Annotated in this window: 28 protein-coding genes and 1 tRNA gene; 2 read left to right on the top strand and 27 right to left on the bottom strand. The window is 60.6% G+C overall.

Annotation, left to right across the window (positions count from 1 at the left end):
- Nucleotides 1-60: 60 nt before the first annotated feature.
- Nucleotides 61-1,320, top strand: a complete 1,260-nt coding sequence (locus tag KHO33_RS08695) for an acyl-CoA dehydrogenase family protein (protein ID WP_200564463.1) — start codon at nucleotides 61-63, stop codon at nucleotides 1,318-1,320.
- A 128-nt stretch (nucleotides 1,321-1,448) separates the two neighbouring features.
- A complete protein-coding gene (locus KHO33_RS08690) occupies nucleotides 1,449-2,150 on the top strand; it encodes a glutathione binding-like protein (RefSeq protein ID WP_054034946.1) in 702 nt (233 codons plus the stop codon).
- Nucleotides 2,151-2,299: 149 nt separating this feature from the next.
- Here KHO33_RS08690 and KHO33_RS08685 read toward each other — a convergent pair whose 3' ends face one another.
- The 27 genes from KHO33_RS08685 to KHO33_RS08560 form a co-directional block, all read right to left on the bottom strand.
- Nucleotides 2,300-2,779, bottom strand: coding sequence for a MaoC family dehydratase (locus KHO33_RS08685; RefSeq protein WP_054034947.1), 480 nt, complete (start codon nucleotides 2,777-2,779; stop codon nucleotides 2,300-2,302).
- Complete coding sequence (locus tag KHO33_RS08680; protein ID WP_200564462.1) at nucleotides 2,776-3,234, bottom strand: MaoC family dehydratase; 459 nt, start codon at nucleotides 3,232-3,234, stop codon at nucleotides 2,776-2,778. The genes KHO33_RS08685 and KHO33_RS08680 overlap by 4 nt, the downstream gene beginning before the upstream one ends.
- A 35-nt stretch (nucleotides 3,235-3,269) precedes the next feature.
- On the bottom strand, nucleotides 3,270-4,397 hold the full coding sequence (locus tag KHO33_RS08675) for an acyl-CoA dehydrogenase family protein (protein ID WP_200564461.1): 1,128 nt from the start codon (nucleotides 4,395-4,397) through the stop codon (nucleotides 3,270-3,272).
- Nucleotides 4,398-4,407: 10 nt separating this feature from the next.
- Nucleotides 4,408-5,604, bottom strand: coding sequence for an acyl-CoA dehydrogenase family protein (locus KHO33_RS08670; RefSeq protein ID WP_200564460.1), 1,197 nt, complete (start codon nucleotides 5,602-5,604; stop codon nucleotides 4,408-4,410).
- Between the two features lie 48 nt (nucleotides 5,605-5,652).
- Nucleotides 5,653-6,078, bottom strand: coding sequence for a DUF1178 family protein (locus KHO33_RS08665; RefSeq protein ID WP_093639658.1), 426 nt, complete (start codon nucleotides 6,076-6,078; stop codon nucleotides 5,653-5,655).
- 252 nt (nucleotides 6,079-6,330) lie between these two features.
- Nucleotides 6,331-6,855, bottom strand: coding sequence for a helix-turn-helix transcriptional regulator (locus KHO33_RS08660; RefSeq protein WP_054034950.1), 525 nt, complete (start codon nucleotides 6,853-6,855; stop codon nucleotides 6,331-6,333).
- Between the two features lie 50 nt (nucleotides 6,856-6,905).
- Complete coding sequence (locus KHO33_RS42040; RefSeq protein WP_097391886.1) at nucleotides 6,906-7,154, bottom strand: hypothetical protein; 249 nt, start codon at nucleotides 7,152-7,154, stop codon at nucleotides 6,906-6,908.
- 347 nt (nucleotides 7,155-7,501) lie between these two features.
- Complete coding sequence (locus KHO33_RS08655; protein WP_200564459.1) at nucleotides 7,502-8,086, bottom strand: NUDIX domain-containing protein; 585 nt, start codon at nucleotides 8,084-8,086, stop codon at nucleotides 7,502-7,504.
- 42 nt (nucleotides 8,087-8,128) lie between these two features.
- Complete coding sequence (locus KHO33_RS08650; protein WP_054034952.1) at nucleotides 8,129-8,425, bottom strand: DUF2818 family protein; 297 nt, start codon at nucleotides 8,423-8,425, stop codon at nucleotides 8,129-8,131.
- Nucleotides 8,425-9,897, bottom strand: a complete 1,473-nt coding sequence (gene nuoN / locus KHO33_RS08645) for an NADH-quinone oxidoreductase subunit NuoN (protein WP_054034953.1) — start codon at nucleotides 9,895-9,897, stop codon at nucleotides 8,425-8,427. Before nuoN ends, KHO33_RS08650 begins: the two co-directional genes overlap by 1 nt.
- 25 nt (nucleotides 9,898-9,922) lie before the next feature.
- The gene (locus KHO33_RS08640; RefSeq protein WP_054034954.1) at nucleotides 9,923-11,413 is read right to left on the bottom strand and encodes an NADH-quinone oxidoreductase subunit M; all 1,491 of its coding nucleotides are present in this window, start codon (nucleotides 11,411-11,413) and stop codon (nucleotides 9,923-9,925) included.
- Between the two features lie 14 nt (nucleotides 11,414-11,427).
- Nucleotides 11,428-13,500 carry an NADH-quinone oxidoreductase subunit L gene (nuoL, locus tag KHO33_RS08635; RefSeq protein ID WP_054034955.1) on the bottom strand — a complete coding sequence of 691 codons (2,073 nt, stop codon included), beginning with the start codon at nucleotides 13,498-13,500 and terminating at the stop codon, nucleotides 11,428-11,430.
- Nucleotides 13,501-13,517: 17 nt separating this feature from the next.
- Nucleotides 13,518-13,823 (bottom strand): NADH-quinone oxidoreductase subunit NuoK, encoded by a 306-nt coding sequence (gene nuoK, locus KHO33_RS08630; protein ID WP_013339863.1) that lies wholly within the window; start codon nucleotides 13,821-13,823, stop codon nucleotides 13,518-13,520.
- A gap of 20 nt (nucleotides 13,824-13,843) precedes the next feature.
- Nucleotides 13,844-14,533 (bottom strand): NADH-quinone oxidoreductase subunit J, encoded by a 690-nt coding sequence (locus KHO33_RS08625; protein ID WP_054034956.1) that lies wholly within the window; start codon nucleotides 14,531-14,533, stop codon nucleotides 13,844-13,846.
- 214 nt (nucleotides 14,534-14,747) lie between these two features.
- Nucleotides 14,748-15,236 (bottom strand): NADH-quinone oxidoreductase subunit NuoI, encoded by a 489-nt coding sequence (nuoI, locus tag KHO33_RS08620; RefSeq protein ID WP_054034957.1) that lies wholly within the window; start codon nucleotides 15,234-15,236, stop codon nucleotides 14,748-14,750.
- Between the two features lie 15 nt (nucleotides 15,237-15,251).
- Entirely contained in the window at nucleotides 15,252-16,316 is a 1,065-nt protein-coding gene (gene nuoH, locus KHO33_RS08615) for an NADH-quinone oxidoreductase subunit NuoH (RefSeq protein ID WP_054034958.1), read from the bottom strand.
- Nucleotides 16,317-18,650, bottom strand: coding sequence for an NADH-quinone oxidoreductase subunit NuoG (nuoG, locus tag KHO33_RS08610; RefSeq protein WP_200564458.1), 2,334 nt, complete (start codon nucleotides 18,648-18,650; stop codon nucleotides 16,317-16,319).
- Between the two features lie 110 nt (nucleotides 18,651-18,760).
- Nucleotides 18,761-20,089, bottom strand: coding sequence for an NADH-quinone oxidoreductase subunit NuoF (gene nuoF / locus KHO33_RS08605; protein WP_200564457.1), 1,329 nt, complete (start codon nucleotides 20,087-20,089; stop codon nucleotides 18,761-18,763).
- The gene (gene nuoE / locus KHO33_RS08600) at nucleotides 20,086-20,571 is read right to left on the bottom strand and encodes an NADH-quinone oxidoreductase subunit NuoE (protein WP_054034960.1); all 486 of its coding nucleotides are present in this window, start codon (nucleotides 20,569-20,571) and stop codon (nucleotides 20,086-20,088) included. The genes nuoF and nuoE overlap by 4 nt, the downstream gene beginning before the upstream one ends.
- Nucleotides 20,572-20,702: 131 nt before the next feature.
- The gene (locus KHO33_RS08595; RefSeq protein WP_054034961.1) at nucleotides 20,703-21,956 is read right to left on the bottom strand and encodes an NADH-quinone oxidoreductase subunit D; all 1,254 of its coding nucleotides are present in this window, start codon (nucleotides 21,954-21,956) and stop codon (nucleotides 20,703-20,705) included.
- 9 nt (nucleotides 21,957-21,965) lie between these two features.
- A complete protein-coding gene (locus tag KHO33_RS08590) occupies nucleotides 21,966-22,568 on the bottom strand; it encodes an NADH-quinone oxidoreductase subunit C (protein WP_179741646.1) in 603 nt (200 codons plus the stop codon).
- A gap of 21 nt (nucleotides 22,569-22,589) precedes the next feature.
- Entirely contained in the window at nucleotides 22,590-23,069 is a 480-nt protein-coding gene (locus tag KHO33_RS08585) for a NuoB/complex I 20 kDa subunit family protein (RefSeq protein WP_006052903.1), read from the bottom strand.
- A 63-nt stretch (nucleotides 23,070-23,132) separates the two neighbouring features.
- Nucleotides 23,133-23,492: an NADH-quinone oxidoreductase subunit A gene (locus KHO33_RS08580; RefSeq protein WP_007175615.1), complete on the bottom strand. Its 360-nt coding sequence runs from the start codon at nucleotides 23,490-23,492 to the stop codon at nucleotides 23,133-23,135.
- A gap of 160 nt (nucleotides 23,493-23,652) precedes the next feature.
- Nucleotides 23,653-23,737: transfer RNA gene (locus KHO33_RS08575), tRNA-Leu, on the bottom strand.
- 113 nt (nucleotides 23,738-23,850) lie between these two features.
- Entirely contained in the window at nucleotides 23,851-24,228 is a 378-nt protein-coding gene (gene secG, locus KHO33_RS08570; RefSeq protein ID WP_200564456.1) for a preprotein translocase subunit SecG, read from the bottom strand.
- Between the two features lie 82 nt (nucleotides 24,229-24,310).
- Nucleotides 24,311-25,090: a triose-phosphate isomerase gene (gene tpiA / locus KHO33_RS08565; protein ID WP_200564455.1), complete on the bottom strand. Its 780-nt coding sequence runs from the start codon at nucleotides 25,088-25,090 to the stop codon at nucleotides 24,311-24,313.
- 126 nt (nucleotides 25,091-25,216) lie between these two features.
- Nucleotides 25,217-26,233, bottom strand: a complete 1,017-nt coding sequence (locus tag KHO33_RS08560) for an NAD(P)H-quinone oxidoreductase (RefSeq protein ID WP_200564454.1) — start codon at nucleotides 26,231-26,233, stop codon at nucleotides 25,217-25,219.
- Between the last annotated feature and the right edge of the window lie 29 nt (nucleotides 26,234-26,262).

Below are 26,262 nucleotides of genomic sequence, written 5' to 3'. Positions count from 1 at the left end.
AAATCGGCGCACCACGTTGCGTTCCTGAACAAACGTCATTCGTCATCCACGAGGTCATACATGAATTTCGATTACACCCCGAAGGTGCAGGCGCTGCGCGAGAAACTGCTCGCCTTCTTCGACGAGCACATCTATCCGAACGAGCAGGCGTTCTATGCCGAGATCGCGCGCAATCGTCAGAGCGGCAACGCGTGGCTGCCGACCGAACTGATCGAACAACTGAAACAGAAAGCGCGCGACGCCGGTTTGTGGAACCTGTTTCTGCCTGAATCGGTACGCGGCGCTGGCTTGACGAATCTTGAATACGCGCCGCTCTGCGAAATCATGGGCCGTGTGCCCTGGGCGCCGGAAGTGTTCAACTGCAATGCGCCCGACACCGGCAACATGGAAACGATCGAACGCTACGGCAGCGACGACAACAAGCGCGAATGGCTCGAACCGCTGCTGCAAGGGCAGATCCGCTCGGCGTTCCTGATGACCGAGCCGGAGGTGGCGTCGTCGGACGCGACCAATATCCAGACGAGCATCGTGCGCGATGGCGACACCTATGTGATCAACGGCCACAAGTGGTGGTCGTCCGGTGCAGGGGATCCGCGCTGCAAGGTCTACATCGTGATGGGCAAGACCGATCCTGAGGCGCCGCGTCATGCTCAGCAGTCGATGATTCTGGTCCCCGCCGATGCCACAGGCATCACCGTGCACCGCCCGCTCACCGTATTCGGCTACGACGACGCACCGCACGGCCACATGGAAATCACGCTCGAAAACGTGCGCGTGCCGGTTACCAACATGCTGCTCGGCGAAGGGCGCGGCTTCGAAATCGCCCAAGGACGCCTCGGACCGGGCCGCATCCACCACTGCATGCGTCTGATCGGTCTCGCCGAGCGCGCGCTCGAACTCATGGCCAAACGTTCCATGCAACGCGTCGCTTTCGGCAAGCCGGTTTCCGCACAGGGCGTCACCCAGGAGCGCATGGCCGAAGCGCGCTGCATGATCGAACAGGCGCGCCTGCTGACGCTAAAGACCGCGTACATGATGGACACGGTCGGCAACAAGGGCGCGCGCGGTGAGATCGCCATGATCAAGGTGGTCGCGCCGAATATGGCATGCCAGGTGATCGACTGGGCGATCCAGGCGCACGGCGGCGGCGGCGTCAGCGACGATTTCCCGTTGGCGTATGCGTACGCCAACGCGCGGACGTTGCGCTTCGCCGATGGCCCCGACGAAGTGCACCGCAACGCGATCGCGAAGCTCGAGCTGGCGCGTTATATGGATGTGGGTGCTGCGGCCCAGGTGGAAACGCCGATCACGCGGGTTTAAGGTCGAGGTCGGAGCGGCAGCCGACGGCGCACGGGTTCACCGCCAGCAGCATTGGCGGATCTATGCTCTAATTTTCGTCAACAGCGGCGCCCTTTGTGGCGCCGCTTTCACGAAACGAAGGAGCCAGGATGATCGATGTCTATAGCTGGGCAACCCCGAACGGCCACAAGGTTCACATCATGCTCGAGGAAACGGGCCTCGCGTACACGGTGCACGGCGTCGATATCGGCGCGGGCGACCAGTTCAAACCCGAGTTCCTCGCGATTAGCCCGAACAACAAGATTCCGGCAATCACCGATTCCGAAGGTCCTAAAGACGCCGACGGCAAACCATTCGCGCTATTCGAATCAGGCGCGATTCTGATTTATCTGGCGGAGAAAACCGGCAAATTCCTGCCGACCGATCCGGCCGCACGCTATGCCACCCTGCAGTGGCTGATGTTCCAGATGGGCGGCATCGGTCCGATGCTCGGACAAACGCATCATTTCCGCATCTACGCGCCGGAGCCGATCGAATACGCAATCAATCGCTACACGAACGAAACGCGGCGTCTCTATGGCGTGATGGATACACAGCTCGGCAAGACACGCTATCTGGCCGGCAACGACTACACGATCGCTGACATCGCTGCATTTCCGTGGACGCGCTCGTGGCAAAACCAGGGCATCGAGCTGGATACGCTCCCGAATGTGAAGCGGTGGCATGAAGAAATTGCCGCGCGTCCGGCGGTGGTACGTGGTGTTGAAGTGCTGGCGTCGGCTCGCAAGCCGCTCATGGACGACAAGGCCAAGGAGATGCTGTTCGGTGCGACGCAGTACGCGAAGCGGTAGGCATGCCGTCGTCCCCTGGCGTCGGCGCTCTCGTTCACGACGTTGACTGCGACCGCGGCATCGCCATCTGTTGAGGCGTCGAAATAAAAAAGCGCGAGACGGCATCACTGCCACTCGCGCTTCTTTGTCAACCGGTCGGCTGTGAACGGTTAGAAATAGTGCCGCGTGATGAACTCCGCGACGCAGACCGGCCGCTCACTGCCCTGCCGCTCCAGCGTCACATTCCACTCAACCTGCACACCGGCGTTGTCGATGTCGGTGACGGATTCCACCGCAAACCGCGCGCGCAACTGCGAGCCGACCAGCACCGGCGACGTGAACCGCACACGATTCAATCCGTAGTTGACGCCCATACGCTGCTTAAGCGCCACTGTCTTGCCGAGCAATGCCGGAATCAACGACAGCGTCATGAACCCATGCGCGACCGGCCCACCAAACGGTGACTCACGCCGCGCCCGTTCGGGGTCGACGTGAATCCACTGATGATCGCCGGTGGCCTCAGCGAAACGATCGACACTTGCCTGATCGACCGTCAGCCAGTCGCTAACGAGCGGCTCAGCGCCAATCAGTGCACGCAACGCCGCCGCGTCTCCAAACGTTACGGCGGCTACCGCGTTGCCGCCCGTCATGACGCGGCGCCCGGATTGCGCAGTCCGAACAAACCTTTCGAACGCACCGTAATCACGGTTTCGCCGTGCTGGTTGATGCCTTCCCACTGCGTCGAAACGATGCCGCGATCCGGCTTACTCTCCGAAACACGTTTGTCGAGTACCGCGTTCATCATCGTGATCGTGTCGCCGACACGTACCGGCTTCAGCCAGCGAATCTCGTCGATACCGGGCGAGCCCATCGAGGTGGAACCCGCGATCGCGTTGCGCACCAGCATGCCCATCATGACCGAACAGGTATGCCAACCGCTTGCGACCAGTCCGCGAAACGGCGACGCTGCGGCTGCAGCCTCGTCCAGATGAAACGGCTGCGGATCGAACTTCTCCGCGAACTCGACGATCTCTTCACGCGTGAAAGTATGCTTGCCGATTTCCGTAGTCGTGCCGACTACCATATCCTCGTAAGTCAGACCCATCGCACACCTCTTTCTTATCCGATTCGACCGGCTGATCAGGCTTCGGTCGAGACAAAACCGGGCAGCGCGGCGAAGCGCGCGAGATGGTGATCGACATCGCCCAATGTGGTTTCGATGATAGCAAGGCGTTTGAACAGATGCGCCGCGGCGACCTCGTTCGTGACGCCCATGCCGCCGTGCAACTGCACCGCCTGCTGACCGACGAAACGAGCGGCCTGCCCGACCCGCGCCTTCGCTGCGGAGACGGCGCGGCGACGTTCGTTGGCGTCTGCGCTGGTGTAACGCACGGCCGCGAGATAAGTGATCGAACGCGCCTGCTCGGCGTGAATCAACATCTCGACCATGCGATGCTGTAGCGCCTGGAAACGTGCGATCGGCTGGCCGAACTGCTGGCGCGTCTTGGTGTACTCGCCCGTTGCATGGTTCAGTGCGTCGAGCACGCCGACCGCTTCCGCGCACAGCAATACCGTGCCGTAGTCTGCGATGTGCTCGAGCGCTGCGGCACCCGAGTGTTTGCCGGCGAGCTGGCGTGCAGGCGTGCCATCGAACTCGAGCGTCGCGGCGCGCTGGCCGTCGATCGTGCGGTAGTCGGTGACTTTGACGCCGGCCGCATCGCGGGCAACGACAAAGAGCGCGATCTCGCCATTCAGCCGAGCCGGCACGATCCAGTGATCCGCTTGCGCACCGTGCAGCACAACCGATTTCGTGCCGGTCAACGTCTGCTGATTGCCTTGGCCGTTCGCAACCGTGTCGACCTCGAACAGATCGTAGCGAGCGTGCGGCTCGTGAAATGCCACTGCCAGCTTGATCTCGCCCTGGGCCGCACGTTCGAGCAGCGACGCGTCTTCGCCCTGCCCGGTGCCCGCCAGACGCAGCGCCTCGATACCCACTGCCGTCGCCCAATATGGTTCGACCACCAGAGCACGGCCGAGCTCCTGCATGACCACCAGCATGTCGATCGGGCTGCCGTTGAAGCCACCCTGCGCTTCCGGCACCGGCAAGGCAGTCAAGCCCAGTTCGGTGAAAGCTGTCCAGTGCGCGTCCGACACACCGGCTTCCGTTCGCACGATCGCCTGGCGCGCCTCGAACCCGTAGCTCTTGTCAAGGTAGCGGCGCAGCGCGTCTGCGAATTGCTGTTGTTCGTCGTTGAAAGTGAAGTCCATGCGCCGCTCCTCAGAGTCCGAGAATCATCTGCGCGATGATGTTCTTTTGAATTTCGTTCGAGCCGCCGTAAATCGACGTCTTGCGGAAGTTGAAGTAGTACGCGGCCAGCGGCGCGGCGTCATCGTCACCGGCGAGGCTATGCTCGCGTTCGCCTTCGAGGAACGGCACGTCGAACGGTGCGGCGAGCGGCCCGACCGCTTCGAACATCAGTTCGGTCAACGCCTGCTGCACTTCAGTGCCCTTGATCTTGAGCATCGAGGCTTCCGGACCCGGCCCACGCCCGCCCGTTTCATTGGCGACCACGCGTTGCACGGTGACTTCGAGCGCCATCATTTCAATCTCGAGGCTCGCGACTTTCGCGGCGAACACAGGATCTTGCAGCAACGGCTTGCCGTTCTTCTTCTGATCCAGCGCGAGGCGTTTCAGGAAGACCAGTTCGCGCTTCGATTGCCCGACGCGCGCAATACCGGTGCGTTCGTGCCCGAGGAGGTACTTCGCGTAGGTCCAGCCACGATTCTCTTCGCCGACCAGATTCTCGACCGGCACTTTCACGTCTTCGAAAAAGACTTCGTTGACTTCGTGCTCTTCGTCCAGCGTGATGATCGGGCGCACGGTAATACCGGGCGTTTTCATGTCGATCAGCAGGAACGAGATGCCCTCCTGCTTTTTCGCGCCGCTATCGGTGCGCACGAGGCAGAACATCATGTCGGCGTACTGGCCGAGCGTGGTCCAGGTTTTCTGACCGTTGACCACGTAGTGATCGCCGACGCGCTCGGCGCGGGTACGCAGCGAGGCCAGGTCCGAACCGGAGCCCGGTTCGGAATAGCCCTGACACCACCAGTCCGTGCCGTCGAGAATGCGCGGCAGATAGTGGCGTTTCTGCGCCTCGTTGCCGTACTTCATCAGCACGGGCGCCACCATCGAGACGCCGAACGGCAGCACGGACGGCGCACCGATACGCGCGCACTCTTCGTCCCAGATATGCCGTTGGGTCGCGTCCCAGCCCGGGCCGCCGTATTCTTTTGGCCACGCGACGACCGACCAGCCGCGCGTGCCGAGCAGCTTGTGCCAACCCGCGAAGTCTTCGCGGTTCAGACGCTTGTGGTTGAGTACTTTGTCGCTCAGCTCGCGAGGCAGATTCGCTTCGAGCCAGGCGCGGATGTCGGCGCGGAATGCGTCGTCAGCGGGGGAATAGTCCAGATTCATGCGTCGTGTCTCCTGGCCGCAACCGCCCGCCGCCAGTGAGCCACTGCGCTATTGCAGCGGTTCCTTCAAGGCAGCCGGGACCGGCAGCGGCATCACTTCGATGCCTTCTTCGACCAAAGCTTTCGCGTCTTCCGGTGTCGTGACACCGCGAATATTGCGTGCAGGCGCTTCGTTGTAGTGAATGCGCCGTGCTTCCTCGGCGAAGCGGTCACCCACGTTCTCAGTCTTTTCCAGTACCTCGCGCAAGGCACGCATGACGCGCGCCTGCATTTCTCCCGTATCCGCAGGGACTTTCGCTTCGGTCGCTCCCGACAGATTCAGCCGGGGCGCCGATGGCAGACGGCTCACTTCGTTCGCACCGCAGATCGGACATTCGACGAGCTTGCGGGACTGCTGCGACTCGAAGTCATCAGCCGAAGCAAACCAGCCTTCGAACCGATGGCCATGCGGACACTGTAAATCGAGGACCTTCATGTGGAATCAGGGCTTGCGTGCCAGTTTAGCGCAAAATGGAAATTTGTGAACGATCGTTCGTAAATTTTTACGGACGGCGCGTTGACGCTAAGCGTCGCCGACAAATCGAACGCGGTGCGCGATTTTAACGCTTTGCGCAGTGGGCTGCCGAAGGTCGCTCAATCGGTGAGCGGCACAACGAACCCGTCGACAAAAAGAGCACGCTGGTTGTATGGCGCTCAGGGGTTCGCTCAGCTGGCCGCTAGCCACCTTTTAAGCCACCAGAAATTCGAGCCGGCGGTTAAGCTGCGGCTCGAGTTCGCGCGCCTCTTTGGCAAGGTTGATCTGTTTGGCCGATTTCGCGACATCGAATACGTCCGCCTTGATGTCATACCCGCCTCGCTCGGTCAGCCAGCCCAGGATATCCGACAGATGCCACACCGACGCACTGCCCTCGTGAACCGGCGGCGGAAAGTCGATTGCGTGGCTCAGCATCAGCTTACGCATGTTTTGCCGTGACACGCCCGCGACCTCGGCGACATCCGTAAGACCGACGAAATCCGGCCCCGCCTCGACAAGGCGCGCAGACGGCACTGCCTGCTTGATATCTTTGAGTGCGCTGACGAGCGCTTCGAGCGCCGACGCGCCTTCGCGAGCAAAAACCAGTGCCATGCGCCCCGGTTGCCCCACGCCAATCGTAGCGTCGTCGCATCCGGCTTCGCCCAGCCGCTCGACTATCTCGTCAAGATCGCAGTCTTCAGCCGCGAGCCGGTACTTCAAGGTGAACACGTATTCCATAAGCTACTCCTACCTTCATTCAACTGCGGGCTTTTGCCCTTCGAACACTTTTACTGCCGACGTGTCGTGCAATTGTCGACAATGCGCCTGAGGTGCTTTGCGTGATTGCCGGGATTCTTTGGCGTACTCCACACACTCGAGATGCAAAACTCGCCGCAACGGCATTCCGCGTCGTTGTAGGGACAGTAAATCTTTCCCCATGCGTGACCTTTACCGCCGCCTTGCACACGCCAGCCGTTTCTTTCCGCGTAAGCCAGCGCGGCCTCGACCTCTTTCTTTGAATGGACTCCACGAACCATCTATACCCTCCAATTTAGCCCGTGCCCGCATGGTTGTCAAGTGACAACCATGCGGGCACGGTCATAACCAAATATGTCCCACACCCTTCGTTATCCAAAATAAGTGCGATAACAAACCTCGTTGCCAGATGTCGATACTAGAGTGACAACGGCTACGGGGCGAGACTGTCAAATGGCATAGGACTGGAGCCCGTTTTTCAGACACGGGGGGTTACGCATTGAGTCGATATCGTGCCCACAATGACAAAGCCCCTGCCGGTCGTAGACCAACAGGGGTTTTTTGCGGATTTTCTAAGCGGCGTGTGAGCCGCGCCCGTTTAGCGTTCTTGCGTTCTGAACCGTGCGCGCTATTGCGGCTCGGCCATTGGCCAGGTACCCGCCAAAACTTTTTCCAGCCAGAACGTGCCAATGATGGTTTTCACGTCCGTCACCTTGCCCGTGCGTACCCATTCCAGCATATCGGCGACGCTGGCCGTGAACAGTTCGAGGAATTCGCCGTCGTCGAGTTTGCGCTCGCCGGCAGTGAGCCCGCGCGCCAGGTAAATATCGATGAATTCGGTCGAGTAGGAAATGATCGGATGAATGCGCGTCAGATAAACATACTCGCGCGCCGTATAGCCGGTCTCTTCCTGCAACTCGCGTTTCGCGCAGGCCAGCGCGCCTTCGTTCGGATCGAGTTTGCCCGCAGGATACTCGACCATGACCTTGCCCATCGGATAGCGGTACTGGCTTTCCAGCAACACGCGGCCGTCGTCGAATAGCGGAATCACCATCACGGCGCCCGGATGCTGAACGTACTCGCGCGTGGCGTGCTTACCGTCGGGCAAGCGGACCGTATCGCACTTGAGCGTAAGGAACGGCCCTTGATGGATCGTTTTGCTCTCGAGACAGGTCTCAGTGAGCGCGGCGTCGTGATCGGGAAGTTCAGCCATATGCGACCTCAGGACAGCGTGGTGCGCGACGGCGAGACGCCGTCAGCGACGTTTGACGAGATACTGGAAGGTAAAGCCGGGGAATGCGAATACGACGAACAGCGCGAACGTAATCGCGTAGAACTGCCATCCCTGTTCAAAGCGGTTACCAGCGCGCGCTTCCAGCAGGAAACCGAGCGCGCCGACCACGAAGTACAGCACGATCAACTCGGCAATCCGGATCCAGGCGCTCTTCTTCACCGCTTTCAACGGCACGGCGGCGAAGAGGCGCTGATTCAGGAACGGCAGGTTGGCGCCGACCAGCGCCAACAACACGATAAACCAACCCGCAGCCGACATCAGAGCAGCAGCGTGTGCTGGATAGCCTGCAGGCAGGCCTTCAACAGCGGATCCGGCACGATACCGAGCACCAGCACGGCAACACCGTTGAGCGCCAGCAGAGCACGCGTGCTCGTGTCAGCGAGAATCGGCGACTTGTCTTGCGGCTCGTCGAAGTACATCAGCTTGACGATACGCAGGTAGTAGAAGGCACCGAACAGCGAGGTGATCACGGCCAGCACGGTCAGCCAGGTCAAGCCGGCATTCATGGTTGCCTGCAGCACCGCGAGCTTGGCGTAGAAGCCGACCGCGGGCGGGATGCCGGCCAGCGAGAACATCATCACCATCATGACGAACGCAAACACCGGGCTGCGTTGATTCAGGCCCTTGAAGTCTTCGAGCGTATCCGCTTCAAAATCGCGGCGTGCCAGCAGCATGATGACGCCGAAGGTGCCCATCGTCGTAATCAGGTAGACGATGCTGTAGTACATCGCCGAGCCGTACGCGTTGGCGGCGCCCGTAGTCTTGTGATCCACCACGCCGGCCAGCAGGCCCAGCAGCACGAAGCCCATGTTCGAGATCGCCGAATACGCGAGCATCCGCTTGACGTTGCGTTGCACGATACCGGTGATGTTGCCGACGATCAGCGACAGCGCCGCCAGGATCACCAGCATTTCCTGCCATTCGACCGCCAGCGGCAGCAGCCCCATCACGAGGAAGCGCAGGCCCCACGCGAATGCCGCCACCTTCGGACCACCGCCGACCATCAGCGTCATGGCCGTCGGAGCGCCCTGATACACGTCAGGCACCCACATGTGGAACGGCACCGCGCCCATCTTGAACGCCACGCCTGCCACGATAAAGATCACGCCGAACAGCAGCACGCTCGGATCGTAGTGGCTCGTGCCGATCGCCTTGAACACTTCGTTCAGGTCGAGCGAACCGGTTGCACCGTACAGCATGGAAATGCCGTACAGCAGGAAGCCGGAAGCCAGCGCGCCGAGCACGTAGTACTTCATGGCGGCTTCGTTCGACGGCGCCGCGTCACGACGCAGTGCGATCGCACCGTACAGCGACAGCGACATCAATTCCAGACCGAGGTACAGCGTCAGGAAGTTGTTGCCGGAGATCATCACGAGCTGACCGAGCAACGAGAACATGCCCAACAGGAAGAACTCACCGCGGAACAGCCCGCGATCCTCGAGATACCGGCGCGAATAGACGATCGACACGGCGTAGCCGAGCGTCACCACCGCCTTCATCACGCTGGCGAACGAATCCACCACATACATGTGACCGAAGAAGTAGTGAACCTGCGGATCGAACGCGTTCACCGCGAACCAGATGCCGGCAATCAGCGTCGAGAAGAACGCGATGAAATACGTGGTGCGGCGACCGGCCTGGCCGACGAACGTGTCGTTGAGCCACGCGACCACAACGGCGAGCATCACCAGTGCGTCGGGCAACAGGGCAGTCATAGGGGCGTTTTGCATGATCTTTAAATTCCTCCGCTCTGCATTACTGTGGCAACGGCAGTTTGGACTGCGCGACGTGGGAGAGGAGGTTTTCCACGGATACGTGCATCACATCGGTAAAGGGCTTCGGATACAGGCCCATGAACAGCGTCAGTGCGGCGAGCACTGCCAGCATGAAAAATTCGCGACGGTTGATGTCGACGAGGCCCTTCACGTGATCGTTGGCGATCGCGCCGAAGTACACGCGCTTGTACATCCACAGCGTGTAGGCCGCGCCGAGAATCAGCGTGACAGCCGCACCGCCTGCGATCCAGAAGTTGTACTGGACAGCAGCCAGAATCACCATGAACTCGCCAACGAAACCGGAAGTACCGGGCAAGCCGCAATTCGCCATCGAAAACAGCATCACGAACGCCGCGAACTTCGGCATCACGTTGACGACACCGCCGTAATCGGCGATCTGACGCGAGTGCATACGGTCGTACAACACACCGATGCTCAGGAACATCGCGCCCGACACGAAGCCGTGCGAGATCATCTGTACGATCGCGCCTTCAACGCCAAGCTGATTGAAGATGAAGAAGCCGAGCGTCACGAAACCCATGTGCGCGATCGACGAATACGCGACCAGCTTCTTCATGTCGGTCTGCACCATCGCGACCAGACCGATGTAGATCACTGCGATCAGCGACAGCGTGATGACGACAGGGGCGAGGAAGTGGCTTGCATCCGGTGCGATCGGCAGCGAGAAGCGCACGAAACCGTAGGCGCCCAGCTTCAGCATGATCGCGGCCAGCACGACCGAGCCGCCGGTCGGCGCTTCCACGTGGGCGTCAGGCAACCACGTGTGAACCGGCCACATCGGCACCTTCACGGCGAAGGCCATGAAGAACGCGATAAACAACAATATCTGCGGGGTCATGCCGATCTGCGCGTTCTGCCACGTAGCCAGATCGAACGTGCCGGTCTGGATGTACAGGTACAACAACGCAACCAGCATCAACAGCGAGCCCATCAGCGTGTACAGGAAGAACTTGAACGCCGCATACACGCGGTTCGCCCCGCCCCACACGCCGATGATGATGTACATCGGAATCAGCGTCGCTTCGAAGAACACGTAGAACAGCATGCCGTCCGCTGAGCTGAACACGCCGACCATGATGCCGGAGAGGATCAGGAATGCAGCGAGGTACTGAGCGACGTTCTTCGTGATGACTTCCCACGCGGCGATCACGACGATCACCGTAATCAATGCGGTCAACACGACGAACCACATGGAGATGCCGTCGACACCCAGGTGGTACGTGATGTTGAAGCGCTCGATCCAGTTCGCCTTTTCGACGAACTGCAGATCGGCGGTGCTCGAATCAAAACCCGTAATCAGCGGGATCGTCACGATGAAGCTGACGACCGAGCCGATCAGCGCAATCCAGCGCGCCGGAGCCGGGTTCCGGTCGGAACCAATAGCCAGGACCAGTAGACCTACGAGGATCGGTAACCAGATCGCGATACTGAGAATCGGATAAGCGTGCATTAGTGTCCCTCGCCTTATTTGCCGCCGAGCGTTACAAACAGGGTCAGGAGCCCCAACATGCCGATAATCATGGCAAACGCATAGTGGTAGATGTAGCCGGATTGGAGGAAGCGGATCACGCCGGCAAACCAGCCGATAAAGCGTGCGCTGCCGTTGACGATGCCGTCGATAACCACGACGTCGCCTTCCTTCCAGAGACCACGGCCAATCGCCACGGCGCCCCGCGCAAACACGACGTCATTGATCTTGTCCATGTAGTACTTGTTGTCGAGCAGCGTGTAGATCGGACCGAACGCACGCTTGATGACAGCCGGCAGATCAGGACGAACCAGGTACAGGAACCACGCGACCACGACACCCGCGAGTGCCAGCCACACCGGCAGACCCGAGACCGAGTGCAGGCCCATCGACGCCCAGCCCTGGAATTCTTCCGCCATCTCGTGCAGCGCCGGATGGTTTTCGCCGATGAAGATGACCTTGTCGAACGCTACGCCGTGCTGGAAGAAGTCGCCGAACAGCATCGGACCGACACCGATCGCACCGATCACCACCGACGGAATCGCCAGCAGCACCAGCGGCAGCCACACCACCCATGGCGTTTCATGCGGCTCATGTGCGTGATCGTCGTGACCGTGGCCATGGCCGTGTGCGTCATGGCCGTGACCGTCATGTGCGTGCGCTGCCGCTTCGATGCCCATCGGCGATTCCGGATGCTTCGGATCGCGGAAGCGCTCCTTGCCGTGGAACACCAGGAAGTACATACGGAACGAATACAGCGCGGTGACGAACACACTCGCCACCACTGCGAAGTAGGCGAAACCCGAACCCGGCAGATGCGACAGCTTCACTGCGTCGATGATCGAGTCTTTCGAGTAGAAGCCGGAGAAGAACGGCGTGCCGATCAGCGCGAGCGAACCGACCAGCGACGTGATCCACGTAATCGGCATGTACTTGCGCAGGCCGCCCATGTTGCGGATGTCCTGATCGTGGTGCATGCCGATGATCACGGAACCCGCGCCGAGGAACAGCAGCGCCTTGAAGAACGCGTGCGTCATCAGGTGAAACACGGCGACCGAGTAGGCCGATGCACCGAGTGCGACCGTCATGTAACCGAGCTGCGACAGCGTCGAGTAAGCCACCACGCGCTTGATGTCGTTCTGGACGATCCCGAGGAAGCCCATGAACAACGCAGTAATTGCACCGATCACCATCACGAACGACAGCGCCGTATCCGACAGTTCGAACAGCGGCGACATGCGCGTGACCATGAAGATACCGGCAGTCACCATGGTTGCTGCGTGAATCAGTGCGGAGATCGGCGTCGGGCCTTCCATCGAATCCGGCAGCCAGACGTGCAGCGGGAACTGCGCCGACTTACCCATTGCACCGATGAAGAGGCAAATACAGGCGACGGTCAGCAGACCCCAGTCCGTACCCGGAAAGCTCAAGGCTGCGAGTTCGGTGCGCTTCGCGAAGACGTCGCCGTAGTTCATCGAACCGGCGAACGCGAACAGCAGGCCGATACCGAGCAGGAACCCGAAGTCGCCGATGCGGTTCACGATGAACGCCTTCATGTTCGCGTAGATCGCCGTCGGACGCGTGAAGTAGAAGCCGATCAGCAGGTACGACACCAGACCCACCGCTTCCCAGCCGAAGAACAGCTGCAGGAAGTTGTTGCTCATCACGAGCATCAACATCGAGAACGTGAACAGTGAGATGTACGAGAAGAAGCGCTGGTAGCCGTCGTCGTCGGCCATGTAGCCGATCGTGTAGATGTGCACCATGAGCGACACGAAGGTCACCACGCACATCATCATCGCCGTCAGCGAGTCGACCAGGAAGCCGATCTCGAACTTCGTCTGGCCGATCTGCATCCAGTCATAGACCGTCGCGTTGAAACTCGCGCCGTCCATTACCTGGAAGAAGACGATGGCCGAAAGGATGAAGGAGATCGCGACGCCGAGGATCGTGACCGAATGCGCGCCCGCTCGCCCTACCGCTTTCCCAAACAGCCCCGCAATCAGGGAGCCGGCCAGCGGTGCCAGCGGGATCGCCAGCAGCAGGTTTTCATTGAGTGTCGTTGACATAACCGCTTTACCTGAAATTAACCTTTGAGCTGATCGAGGTCCTCGACATTGATCGTGTCGAGGCTACGGAACAGGGTCACCAGAATTGCGAGGCCGATCGCCGCTTCAGCTGCTGCAACCGTCAGCACGAAGAAGACGAAGATCTGACCATGCACGTCGCCGAGGTAATGCGAGAACGCGACGAAATTGGTGTTCACCGCCAGCAGCATCAGTTCGATCGCCATCAGGATGATGATGACGTTGCGGCGGTTCAGGAAAATGCCCACGACGCTGATCGCAAACAGGATCGCGCCGAGGACAAGGTAATGAGCAAGGGTCAACATGATTTCTATCTCCTGTCCGCTCAGCTGTTTTTAGCAGGTGCCGAGTCGGCCGCTGCGGCTGCCGCTGCGGCGGCTTCTTCTGCCGCGACAGTTGCCGCGGTCTTTTCAGATGCCATCTTCACGATACGCACACGGTCCTGGGCACGCACCTTGACCTGCTCGCTGACGTTCTGGCGCTTGCTGTCTTTCTTGTGGCTCGTGGTCAGCGCAATCGCCGCGATGATCGCCACCAGCAGCACGAGGCCGGCGACTTCGAACGCGAAGATGTAGTCGGTGTAGATGACCTTGCCGATCAGACGCGTGTTCGACCAGTCGGCCATACCGTTCGCGGCAGCCGTGGTGTCACGCAGCGCCGTGGCGGTCGCGCCGTAGCCGTGCCACAGGATCAGCGCGGTCTCGATCACGATGATTGCGCCCACCAGCGTGGCCATTGGCACGAAGCGCTTGAAGTCTTTGCGCAGCACGTCGATGTTGATGTCCAGCATCATCACGACGAACAGGAACAGCACCATCACCGCGCCGACATACACCAGCACCAGCAGGATCGCGAGGAACTCGGCCTGCAGCAGCATCCAGATCGCGGCTGCGTTGAAGAACGCCAGCACCAGAAACAGTGCGGACGAAACCGGGTTGCGCGAGGTGATCACCTTCAGCCCTGAAACCACCAGGAGCAGCGCGAAGATGTAGAACAGTACGGTCGTGAATTCCATGATTACCGGTTCATCGTTAGGCCATCGTCAGGCATTGTTCTTTGGCACGTGGCGGATAAAGCGGCCGAGACCGCCAGAACATCCGCACAGGTGCGCCGTGCCGCGGCGCTCAGGCCGCGGCGCTCGGCCCGACAACAGGCCGTGTTACTGCTGCATTTACTGCCGCGTTTATTGCCGCGCTTTTCGCCGCAATTACCGCTTCAACTGAAGTGCTTCAACGATACGGTGCGTCGGCTGCCTTGCTCGCAGCGATCTCCGCTTCGTAGCGATCGCCCACCGCCAGCAGCATGTCTTTCGTGAAATACAGATCGCCGCGCTTTTCGCCGTGATATTCGAGAATGTGCGTCTCGACGATCGAATCGACCGGGCAGCTCTCTTCACAGAAACCGCAGAAAATGCACTTGGTCAGGTCGATGTCGTAGCGCGTCGTGCGGCGCGTGTTATCCGCACGGGTTTCCGATTCGATCGTGATAGCGAGTGCCGGGCACACCGCTTCGCACAGCTTGCAGGCGATGCAGCGTTCTTCGCCGTTTTCATAGCGGCGCAGCGCGTGCAGGCCCCGGAAACGCGGCGAAATCGGGGTCTTCTCTTCCGGGAACTGCACGGTCACCTTGCGCTGGAACGTGTAACGTCCGGTCAGCGCGAGGCCTTTGAGCAGCTCCGTCAGGAAGAAGGTTTTGAAAAAGTTTTGGATTGCGGTCATGGGTTCATCCGCCCTTTATTTCCAGATATTCAACGGCGACATGATCCAGAAGCCGACCACGATGAGCCACACCACGCAAACCGGAATGAAAATTTTCCAGCCCAGACGCATGATCTGGTCGTAGCGATAGCGCGGGAACGTGGCACGCGCCCAGATGAATACCGACAGCAGGAAGAAAACCTTGGCGACGAGCCATACGATGCCCGGGACAAACGACAGGAAGCCGAACGGTGCGCTCCAGCCGCCGAGGAACAGTGTTGCAGCCAATGCCGAGATCACGATCATATTGATGTACTCGGCGAGGAAGAACAGCGCGAACGCCATCCCCGAGTAATCGATCATGTGGCCCGCGACGATTTCCGACTCACCTTCCACCACGTCGAACGGGTGACGGTTAGTTTCGGCGATGCCCGAGATGAAGTACACGACGAACATCGGCAGGAGCGGCAGCCAGTTCCACGACAAGAAGTTCAAGCCGTAGCTGGCGAAAATGCCGCGCTCCTGCGAACCGACGATCTCCGACAGATTCAGACTGCCCGCAGTCATCAGCACGACGACGAGCGCAAAGCCCATCGAAATTTCGTACGAGACCATTTGAGCGGCCGCGCGCATGGCGCCGAGGAATGCGTATTTCGAGTTCGACGCCCAGCCCGCCAGAATCACGCCGTACACGCCGACCGACGAGATCGCCATCGCGTAAAGCAAACCTGCGTTGATGTCGCCGAGAACCGCGCCCGCCTGGAACGGAATCACCGCCCAGACCGCGAAGGCCGGCACCACCACCATGATCGGCGCAATCATGTAGATCCAGCGGCTCGCCTGAGCCGGCTGAATCACTTCTTTCAGCAACAGCTTCAGCACGTCGGCGATCGGCTGCAGCAAACCTGCCGGGCCCACGCGGTTCGGGCCGAGACGCACGTGCATCCAGCCGATCAGCTTACGCTCCCACAGAATCAGGTAAGCCACGCACAGCAGGATCACGACGGCCACCACCAGGATGCGCACCAGTGCCCACACCGTGGGCCATGCCACACCGAGAAGCTGGGTGCCGCCCGAGTTGATCGTATCGAACAAGCTCATTTACGCCTTCTCCACCACCAGTTCACCGAACAGGCTGCCCAGCGCTGCACCGGCAGGCGTAGCCGCCGATACGCGGACGACCGTCTCCGCAAGATTTGCGTCGCGCACGGCCGGCAACTGCACCGATTGCTCGCCCTGGCGCACGCGCACTGCGTCGCCTTCCTTCAAACCCAGTTTGTCGAACAGCGCAGCCGGCAGACCGGCCGAATTCGCTGCGCGCGCCGCTGCCGTCAGATGCAACGATTCGGCGCGACGCACCAGCGAATCGGCGTGGTAAATCGGCACGTCGGCGATACGCTCAAACTTGCCTTCCGCTGCCTTCGCTGCCTTGCCGCGTGCAACCGTGGCGCCCGTCTTGTTCGACAGACGCGACTTGATCTCGCCGTCGCCGAGCGCTGTCGTGCGCACTTCTTCCGAGGTGTCGAATTCGAAGCCCGGCACGCCCAGCAGGCTGCCGAGGACGCGCAAGACCTTCCATGCCGGACGCGTGTCGCCGAGCGGGCGCACGACGCCATTGAACGTCTGCGCGGTACCTTCGGCGTTGACGAACGTGCCGGCCGTTTCCGTGAACGGTGCGATCGGCAGCAGGACGTCAGCGTATTCAGCGCCCATCTGGAACGGCGACATCACGACAACCATTTCGGCCTGCTTCAGCGCGGCCAAAGCCTGCGCCGGACTGGCCGTGTCGAATTCCGGCTCGACGTTCAGCAACACGTAACCCTTGCGCGGTTGCTCGAACACTTCGCGAGCGTTCAAACCACCCTCGCCCGGCAATGCGTTCACCAGATGCGCACCGACCGTGTTGGCGGCTTCCGTGAGGAAACCCAGCGTTGCGCCGGTCGCGTCTGCAATCCATTGCGCCGCGGCGTGAATCGAAGCGAACTCCGGATGACGGACCGCGCCGTTGCCGAGCAACACCACACGCTGTTCGCCGGTGGCGAGCGACTTCGCGACTTGTTTGTTGGCGTCCGTCGGCTGCGTGCCGGCGAAGGCTTCCGGCAGTGCCACGCCGTTTGCTTCCGACACCGCGCCCGCGATACCAGCCAGTGCGTCGAGCCATGCCGACGGCGCGGCAACCACGCGTTGCGCTTGCGGAATCAGCGCATCGTCGTTGGTGGCCTGCACCAAGGTCAGCTTCGTGCCGCTCTTGGCGGCTTGACGCAGACGCGCGGCAAACAGCGGATGATCGCGGCGCAGATCCGAACCGATCACCAATGCGGCGTCGAGGTTCGAGAGGTCGGCGATCGTCGTACCGAGCCACGGCGCACCGTTCACTGGCGCGGAGAAATCCGACTGACGCAGACGGAAGTCGACGTTAGGCGTGCCGACCGCCTCGGCCAGCTGCTTCAACAGGAACAGTTCTTCGACGGTGCTGTGGGCGCTGCCGAGCGCGGCCAGCGCGTTCGCGCCGTGGTCGCCCTTGATGCCCTTCAGACCCTTGACCACATATTCAAGCGCGGATTGCCAGTCGGTCTCGACCCACTTGCCGCCTTGCTTGAGCATCGGCTGCGTGAGACGTTCCGGGCTGTTCAGGCCTTCGTACGAGAAGCGGTCCTTGTCCGAAATCCAGCATTCGTTGATGGATTCGTTTTCGAACGGCAGAACACGCATCACGCGATTGTTCTTCACTTGCACCACGAGGTTTGCGCCGACGGAATCGTGCGGGCTCACCGACTTGCGGCGCGACAGTTCCCATGTGCGGGCGCTGTAGCGGAACGGCTTGCTGGTCAGCGCGCCCACCGGGCACAGATCGATCATGTTGCCCGACAGTTCGGAGTCGACCGTTTTGCCGACGAACGACGTGATTTCCGAATGCTCGCCGCGGCCCAGCATGCCGAGTTCCATTACGCCGGCGACTTCCTGGCCGAAGCGGACGCAACGCGTGCAGTGAATGCAACGCGACATTTCTTCCATCGAGATCAGCGGGCCGACGTTCTTGTGGAACACGACGCGCTTTTCTTCGCTATAGCGCGACGACGACTTGCCGTAACCCACCGCCAGATCCTGCAGCTGACACTCACCACCCTGGTCGCAGATCGGGCAATCCAGCGGGTGGTTGATCAGCAGGAACTCCATCACGGCTTGCTGGCCCTTCACGGCCTTGTCCGACTTGGTGCGCACGATCATGCCTGCCGACACCGGCGTGGCGCATGCAGGCACGGCCTTCGGCATCTTTTCGACATCGACCAGACACATCCGGCAGTTGGCCGCAATCGACAGCTTCTTGTGATAGCAGAAGTGAGGAATGTACGTGTCGACCTTATGCGCAGCCTGGATCACCATGCTGCCCTCAGGCACCTCTACTTTCTTGCCGTCTATTTCAAGTTCAACCATGATGGTCAATCTTCCTTAACCTGTTACCGCTCAATCGTTCGCCCTGTTCAGCGCCCGTTTCAGGCGATGAATCCCGCGGATGACGTGTTCTGGTGCGCTATTTCGCGAACTTAGGCAGCCACTGTTTCTGACGCCGCTGCCGCACCGGCGTGACCGCCGACGAGGCAATGCTTGTGGGCGACGTGGTATTCGAATTCGTCCCAGTAGTGCTTGAGCATGCCGCGAACCGGCATGGCCGCTGCATCGCCGAGCGCGCAAATCGTGCGGCCCATGATGTTCTCGGCGACCGAGTTCAGCAGATCCAGATCTTCCGGACGGCCGAGCCCGTGTTCGATACGATGCACGACGCGATAGAGCCAGCCGGTGCCTTCGCGGCACGGCGTGCACTGACCGCACGACTCTTCGTAATAGAAGTACGACAGACGCAGCAGCGAACGGACCATGCAACGCGTCTCGTCCATCACGATGACCGCACCGGAGCCGAGCATCGAGCCGGCCTTGGCGATCGAGTCGTAGTCCATGTCGGTCTGCATCATGATGTCGCCCGGGATCACCGGCGCCGACGAGCCGCCAGGAATCACGGCCTTGATCTTCTTGCCGCCGCGCATGCCGCCGGCCAGTTCCATCAACGTGGCGAACGGCGTGCCGAGTGGGACTTCATAGTTGCCCGGACGCTCGACGTCGCCTGCAACCGAGAAAATCTTCGTCCCGCCGTTATTCGGCTTGCCGATTTCGAGGTAATTCTGCGGACCGATCGCGAGCAGGAACGGCACAGCAGCGAACGTCTCGGTGTTGTTGATCGTGGTCGGCTTGCCGTACACGCCGAAGCTCGCCGGGAACGGCGGCTTGAAGCGCGGCTGACCCTTCTTGCCTTCGAGCGATTCGAGCAGCGCGGTTTCTTCGCCACAAATGTAGGCGCCGTAACCGTGGTGCGCATGCAGTTCGAACGAGAAGCCCGAACCCATGATGTTGTCGCCAAGGAATCCGGCGCGACGGGCTTCTTCCAGCGCTTCTTCGAAGAGCTTGTAGACTTCCCAGATCTCGCCGTGGATATAGTTGTAGCCGACCGTGATGCCCATCGCGTATGCGCCGATGGCCATGCCTTCAATCAGCGAGTGCGGATTGAAACGCAGGATGTCGCGGTCTTTGAACGTGCCCGGTTCGCCTTCGTCCGAATTGCAGACGAGGTACTTCTGCCCCGGGAACTGACGCGGCATGAAGCTCCACTTCAGACCGGTCGGGAAGCCCGCACCGCCACGGCCGCGCAGACCCGACGCCTTGACGTCGGCGATCACCTGCTCGGGCGGAATCTTTTCTTCCAGAATGCGGCGCAGCTGGGCGTAACCGCCGCGCGCCACATAGTCTTCGAGATGCCAGTTTTCGCCGTTCAGGCCGGCGAGAATCAGCGGTTTGATGTGACGATCGTGTAAAGACGTCATTTCGAAAGTTCCTCAAGCAGCTGGTCGATCTTCGCGCGGCTCATGAAGCTGCACATGCGATGGTTGTTCACCAGCATCACCGGCGCATCGCCGCACGAGCCCATGCACTCACCTTCTTTCAAGGTGAACTTGCCGTCAGCCGTGGTTTCGCCGAAGTCGATGCCGAGCTTCTGCTTCAGATATTCTGCGGCGCTGTCGGAGCCGCCGTCCGGGCCGAGCTGGCACGGCAGGTTCGTGCAGAGCGTGATCTTGTATTTGCCGACCGGCGAGGTCTCATACATCGTGTAGAAGGTAGCCACCTCCTGCACGGCAACCGCCGGCATGCCGAGATAGTCCGCGACGAACTGCATGAGTTCGGGCGACAGCCAGCCATGCTCTTCCTGAGCAGTAGCCAGCGCCGACATTACGGCGGACTGTTTCTGATCGGCGGGATACTTCGCGATCGCACGATCGATTTCTTTCAGGCCTTCAGCTGAGATCATTTTCAGACACGACTCTTTCAATTCCTACCGAACGAAAACCCGTCGCGCGTTGCATGTTGCGACAGACCCGGCGTTCCTTTGCTTGACGCGCGCTTCGGTGCAATCTGAAGACGCGCGCTGATGAATACGTCCTAGCGATCGACTTCGCCGAACACGATGTCCTGCGTACCGATGATCGTCACAGCGTCGGCGATCATGTGACCGCGCGCCATTTCGTCGAGCGTGGATAAGTGCGCGTAGCCCGGCGCCCGAATTTTCAGGCGATACGGCTTGTTCGCGCCGTCCGAGATCAGGTAGATACCGAACTCGCCCTTCGGATGCTCGACCGCGGCATACGCCTCGCCTTCCGGCACATGGAAGCCTTCCGTGAAGAGCTTGAAGTGGTGAATCAGATCTTCCATGTTCGACTTCATGCCGACTCGCGACGGCGGCGCAACCTTGTGATTGTCGACCATCACCGGACCCGGATTCTTGCGCAACCACTCAATGCACTGTTTCACGATCCGTGTGGATTGGCGCATTTCTTCGACGCGAACCAGATATCGGTCATAGCAGTCGCCATTCACGCCGACCGGAATGTCGAAATCGAGCTTGTCGTAGACTTCGTACGGCTGCTTCTTGCGCAGATCCCACTCGATACCCGAGCCGCGCAGCATCGCGCCGGTCATGCCGAGGTTCAGCGCGCGTTCCGGGCTGACCACGCCGATACCGACCAGACGTTGCTTCCAGATCCGGTTGTCGGTGAGCAGCGTTTCGTATTCGTCGACGCACTTCGGGAACCGCGTGAAGAAATCGTCGATGAAGTCGAGCAACGAACCTTGGCGGTTCTCGTTCATCTTCGACAATGCCTTCGCATTGCGGATCTTCGATGCTTTGTATTGCGGCATTGCGTCAGGCAGGTCGCGGTACACGCCGCCCGGACGGTAATAAGCCGCGTGCATCCGTGCGCCGGACACCGCTTCGTACACGTCCATCAGGTCTTCGCGTTCGCGGAACGCGTAAAGGAAGACCGCCATCGCGCCGACGTCAAGTGCGTGTGCGCCGATCCACATCAGGTGGTTCAGTACCCGCGTGACTTCGTCGAACATCACGCGGATGTACTGCGCGCGAATCGGCACTTCTATGCCGAGCAGCTTTTCGATCGCCATCACGTAGCCGTGCTCGTTGACCATCATCGACACGTAGTCGAGGCGGTCCATGTACGGCACAGACTGGATGAAGGTTTTGGTTTCCGCGAGCTTTTCAGTCGCGCGATGCAGGAGGCCGATGTGCGGATCGGCGCGCTGGATGACTTCGCCGTCGAGTTCGAGCACGAGGCGCAGCACACCGTGCGCGGCCGGGTGCTGAGGACCGAAGTTGAGCGTGTAGTTCTTGATCTCTGCCATGGCGTTCTCTTAGTGTTTCAGACCGCCATAGCGATCCTCGCGGATCACGCGCGGCGTGATTTCCCGCGGCTCGATCGTCACAGGCTGATAGACGACGCGCTTCTCTTCCGGGTCGTAACGCATTTCGACGTAGCCGGAGACAGGAAAATCTTTACGGAACGGGTGACCAATGAAACCGTAGTCGGTCAGGATGCGGCGCAGGTCCGGGTGACCCTCGAAGACGATGCCGTACAGGTCGAATGCTTCGCGTTCGTACCAGTTGGCCGAACTCCAGATATCGACGACTGACGCGACGATAGGCACTTCGTCGTCTGGTGCGAACACACGCAGACGCAGACGCCAGTTGTTCTGCACCGACAACAAATGCAGAACGGCCGCAAAACGCGGACCGTCATAGGCGCCATCGGCGTAGGTCTGATAGTCGACGCCGCATAGATCGACCAGTTGCTCGAAACCGAGCGAGCGGTCGTCGCGCAGACGCGTTGCCACATTGATGTAGTCGCTCGCCTTCACGACGATCGTCAACTCACCGATTGCCTCGGTGGTGCTCAACAGGAGGCCGCCAAAGGCCGCCTCGAGGTTCGCTTTCAGGGTCTCGAGTTTGCTTGCCATATTGTGGGGGAGGCGTTGGCCTTATTGACGGGCGATTGTGTTGGTGCGGCGGATCTTGGCCTGCAGCTGGATCACGCCATACACCAGCGCTTCCGCCGTAGGCGGACAACCTGGCACGTAGACGTCGACCGGCACGATCCGATCGCAGCCGCGCACCACCGAATAGGAATAGTGGTAGTAGCCGCCGCCGTTCGCGCACGAGCCCATCGAAATCACCCAGCGTGGCTCGGCCATCTGATCGTAGACCTTGCGCAGAGCCGGCGCCATCTTGTTGCACAGCGTGCCGGCGACGATCATCACGTCCGACTGACGCGGACTCGGACGAAACACCACGCCGAAACGGTCAAGGTCATAACGGGCAGCGCCCGCATGCATCATCTCGACCGCGCAGCACGCGAGACCGAACGTCATCGGCCACAACGAGCCGGTGCGCGTCCAGTTGATCAGTTTGTCAGCCGTCGTGGTGACAAACCCTTCCTTCAAGACCCCTTCGATACTCATTTGCTTTCCACTCCAGACGGGGCGGCAAGCCTTGGCCACCCACGCAAACCGGCGATTAATCCATCATTCCCAGTCGAGGCCGCCCTTCTTCCAGATATAGGCAAAGCCCAACAGGAATTCGAGCAGGAAAATCATCATCGCCATGAAGCCAGGCCAGCCGATGTCGCGCAGGGCTACACCCCACGGGAACAGGAACGCGGTTTCAAGGTCGAAAATGATGAAGAGAATGGCGACGAGGTAGTAGCGCACATCGAACTTCATGCGCGCATCTTCGAATGCTTCGAAGCCGCACTCGTATGGTGCGTTTTTCTCGGTATCGGGCTTGTTGGGACCGAGGATCTTGCCAATGCTGACCAGTGCTACGCCTAAACCGGTGCCCACAATAAGGAACAACAAGACGGGGAAATAGGCTGCGAGGTTCAAGACTATCCTCTATCGGTTGGTTCTGAATGCCGCCAAGAGCATAGCACTCCTGACGCGAAATCACTTCGGCAACGTACATGCCGCAAGCCCAACGCAAGCCGCGCGTCAGAAGTGAAAATGCCAGCCGAAGCGAAGCAAGCGGCTGGCATTAGATAACATTTGGTGCCGACGGCGAGACTCGAACTCGCACAGCTTTCGCCACTACCCCCTCAAGATAGCGTGTCTACCAATTTCACCACGTCGGCACTAACTGCAATCCGGGAAAACAACTTATAAAACCCGCGAATCGCTTCAAGACTTAGATTGTAACTGGTCTAAACAGTTTGTTCAACGCACAAAAGCACTTTGAACGAAAAATTTATTTCGGCACATTCGTAGCCGGGACGGACGCAGCCGACGCCGGCAACACTACCGAGCCGCCAGCCGGAGCAGCCGCAGCGGAAGCCGCGACCGGTGCGGTCACAGCCGCGCCCAGCAAGCCTGCCGACGGTTTCGCACGATACGCGCCGAGGTACGTCAGCGTCAATGTCGTTACAAAAAACACGGCTGCAAGGACGGCCGTGGTACGCGACAAAAAGTTTGCCGAACCGGTCGCGCCGAACAGGCTGCCCGATGCGCCGCTACCGAAAGCAGCGCCCATATCGGCGCCTTTGCCGTGCTGCAGCAAGACAAGGCCAATGACCCCGAGTGCCGACAACAGCTGAACGACGATAATCAATGTTTTCAAATACAGCATCACACTCACCTGAGTCTTTATTTAACCGCACCACACAAAGTGTGCCGCGCGGGATTGGGTCATCCTCGCCAAGGCGCCCTGCTTAACCGGCAACGCTCGTTGCGGCCGCCGCTTTGCAGATCGCCAGGAAATCCTGGTCTTTCAACGACGCGCCGCCGATCAGGCCACCGTCGATATCCGGCTCGCGGAACAATTCTTCCGCGTTCTCCGGCTTCACACTGCCGCCGTACAACACCGGCACATCCGCCACCGCCGCGCCCTTTGCCGCCAGACGCGAACGCAGGAAAGCATGCACTGCCTGCGCCTGATCCGACGTCGCGCTCTTGCCGGTGCCGATCGCCCAGACCGGCTCGTACGCGACGACGATGCGTGCCGCATCCGCTACCGACAGCTTCGCCAGCACCTCATCCAGCTGCGCGCCGACCACCTGCTCCGTCGAACCAGCCTCACGCTCTTCAAGCGTTTCGCCGACACACACGATCGGGGTCAAACCTGCTTCCAGTGCGCGCTGCGTCTTCACCGCAACCAGTTCTGCGCTTTCGCGATGGTAAGCACGGCGCTCCGAGTGCCCGACGATCGCAAGCGTGGCGCCGAAATCCACCACCATCTGCGCGGCCACTTCACCGGTATAGGCGCCATGCGTGAACGCGGAGACATCCTGCACGCCCCACACGACCTTGCTGCCTTCCAGCAACGATTGAGTCTGCGTGAGGTAAGGGCTCGGCACACAGACACCGACGCGCACATCAGCCGGCAATTCTCCCGCGCCTTGCGCCACGGCCTGCAACAGCGTTGCATTCTCGGCGAGGCGCCCGTGCATCTTCCAGTTACCGACTACCAGCTTGGCTCGTTGTTTCGACATCGTCTCGTCGTCTCGTGTATTGGCGGCGGACTTGGTTTGCGCTTATAGCCCGCCTTTCGTATTCATGCGGCGTGCGCAAAACGCGCAATTTTACTGCGTGGGGTGGATCGGGTCAAACCGACCGTGTCAAGCGTCCTGACCCCAAGTCAGCACGATCTTGCCGACGTGCGTGCTGCTTTCCATCAGCGCGTGCGCTTCGGCGGCTTGCGCTGCCGGAAACACACGATGCACCACCGGTTTGATGCGGCCATCTTCGAGGTGCGGCCACACTTGCTCTTTCAACTGCGCGGCGATCTTCGCCTTGAACTCGATCGGCCGCGGACGCAACGTCGAACCGGTCACCGTCAGACGGCGGCGCAGCACTTCGTTCAGATTCAGCTCGGCCTTCGCGCCGCCCAGCAAGGCGATCAGCACGATGCGGCCGCCGTCGGCCAGCGCGGTCAGCTCGCGCGGCACATAACTGCCCGCCACCATGTCGAGAACGACGTCGACACCACGATCGTTCGTCAGCGACTTGATGACTTCGACGAAATCCTCAGTCTTGTAGTTGATCGCCCGTTCGGCACCGAGCGCTTCGCAGGCGCGGCACTTTTCGTCCGACCCCGCCGTGGCGAACACGCGAAAACCCAGCGCATGCGCAATCTGGATCGCCGTCACGCCGATGCCGCTCGAACCGCCCTGCACCAGCAGCGTCTCGTTCGGGGCGCCCTCGCCCTTGCCGAGCTGCGCACGATCGAACACATTGCTCCACACCGTGAAGAATGTTTCCGGCAGCGATGCCGCCTCGACATCCGACAAACCGGTGGGCACCGGCAAGCACTGCAACAGCGGTGCGGTCGCATATTCCGCATAGCCACCGCCCGCAAGCAACGCGCACACGCGATCGCCGATTTTCAGACCGAACGGATTGCTCTTCTCGTCGATAGTGCCGCCGACGATCTCACCCGCCACCTCCAGCCCCGGCAGGTCCGACGCACCCGGTGGCGGCGCATAGCCGCCTTTGCGCTGGAACACGTCCGGACGGTTGATGCCTGATGCCGCCACCTTGATCAGCACCTCGCCCGCTTTCGGCTGCGGCGTGGGCCGCTCCGCCAGCTTGAGGACTTCCGGCGCGCCAAATTCGGTGATTTCGATCGCTTTCATCTGCGTCAACTCCAAGATTGGATTGCGTT

Origin of the sequence: Paraburkholderia nemoris (assembly GCF_905221015.1) — a bacterium.
Lineage (GTDB): Bacteria > Pseudomonadota > Gammaproteobacteria > Burkholderiales > Burkholderiaceae > Paraburkholderia > Paraburkholderia nemoris.
Note: the sequence above shows the minus strand (reverse complement) of the source record. Positions and strands in the feature narration are given on the sequence as shown.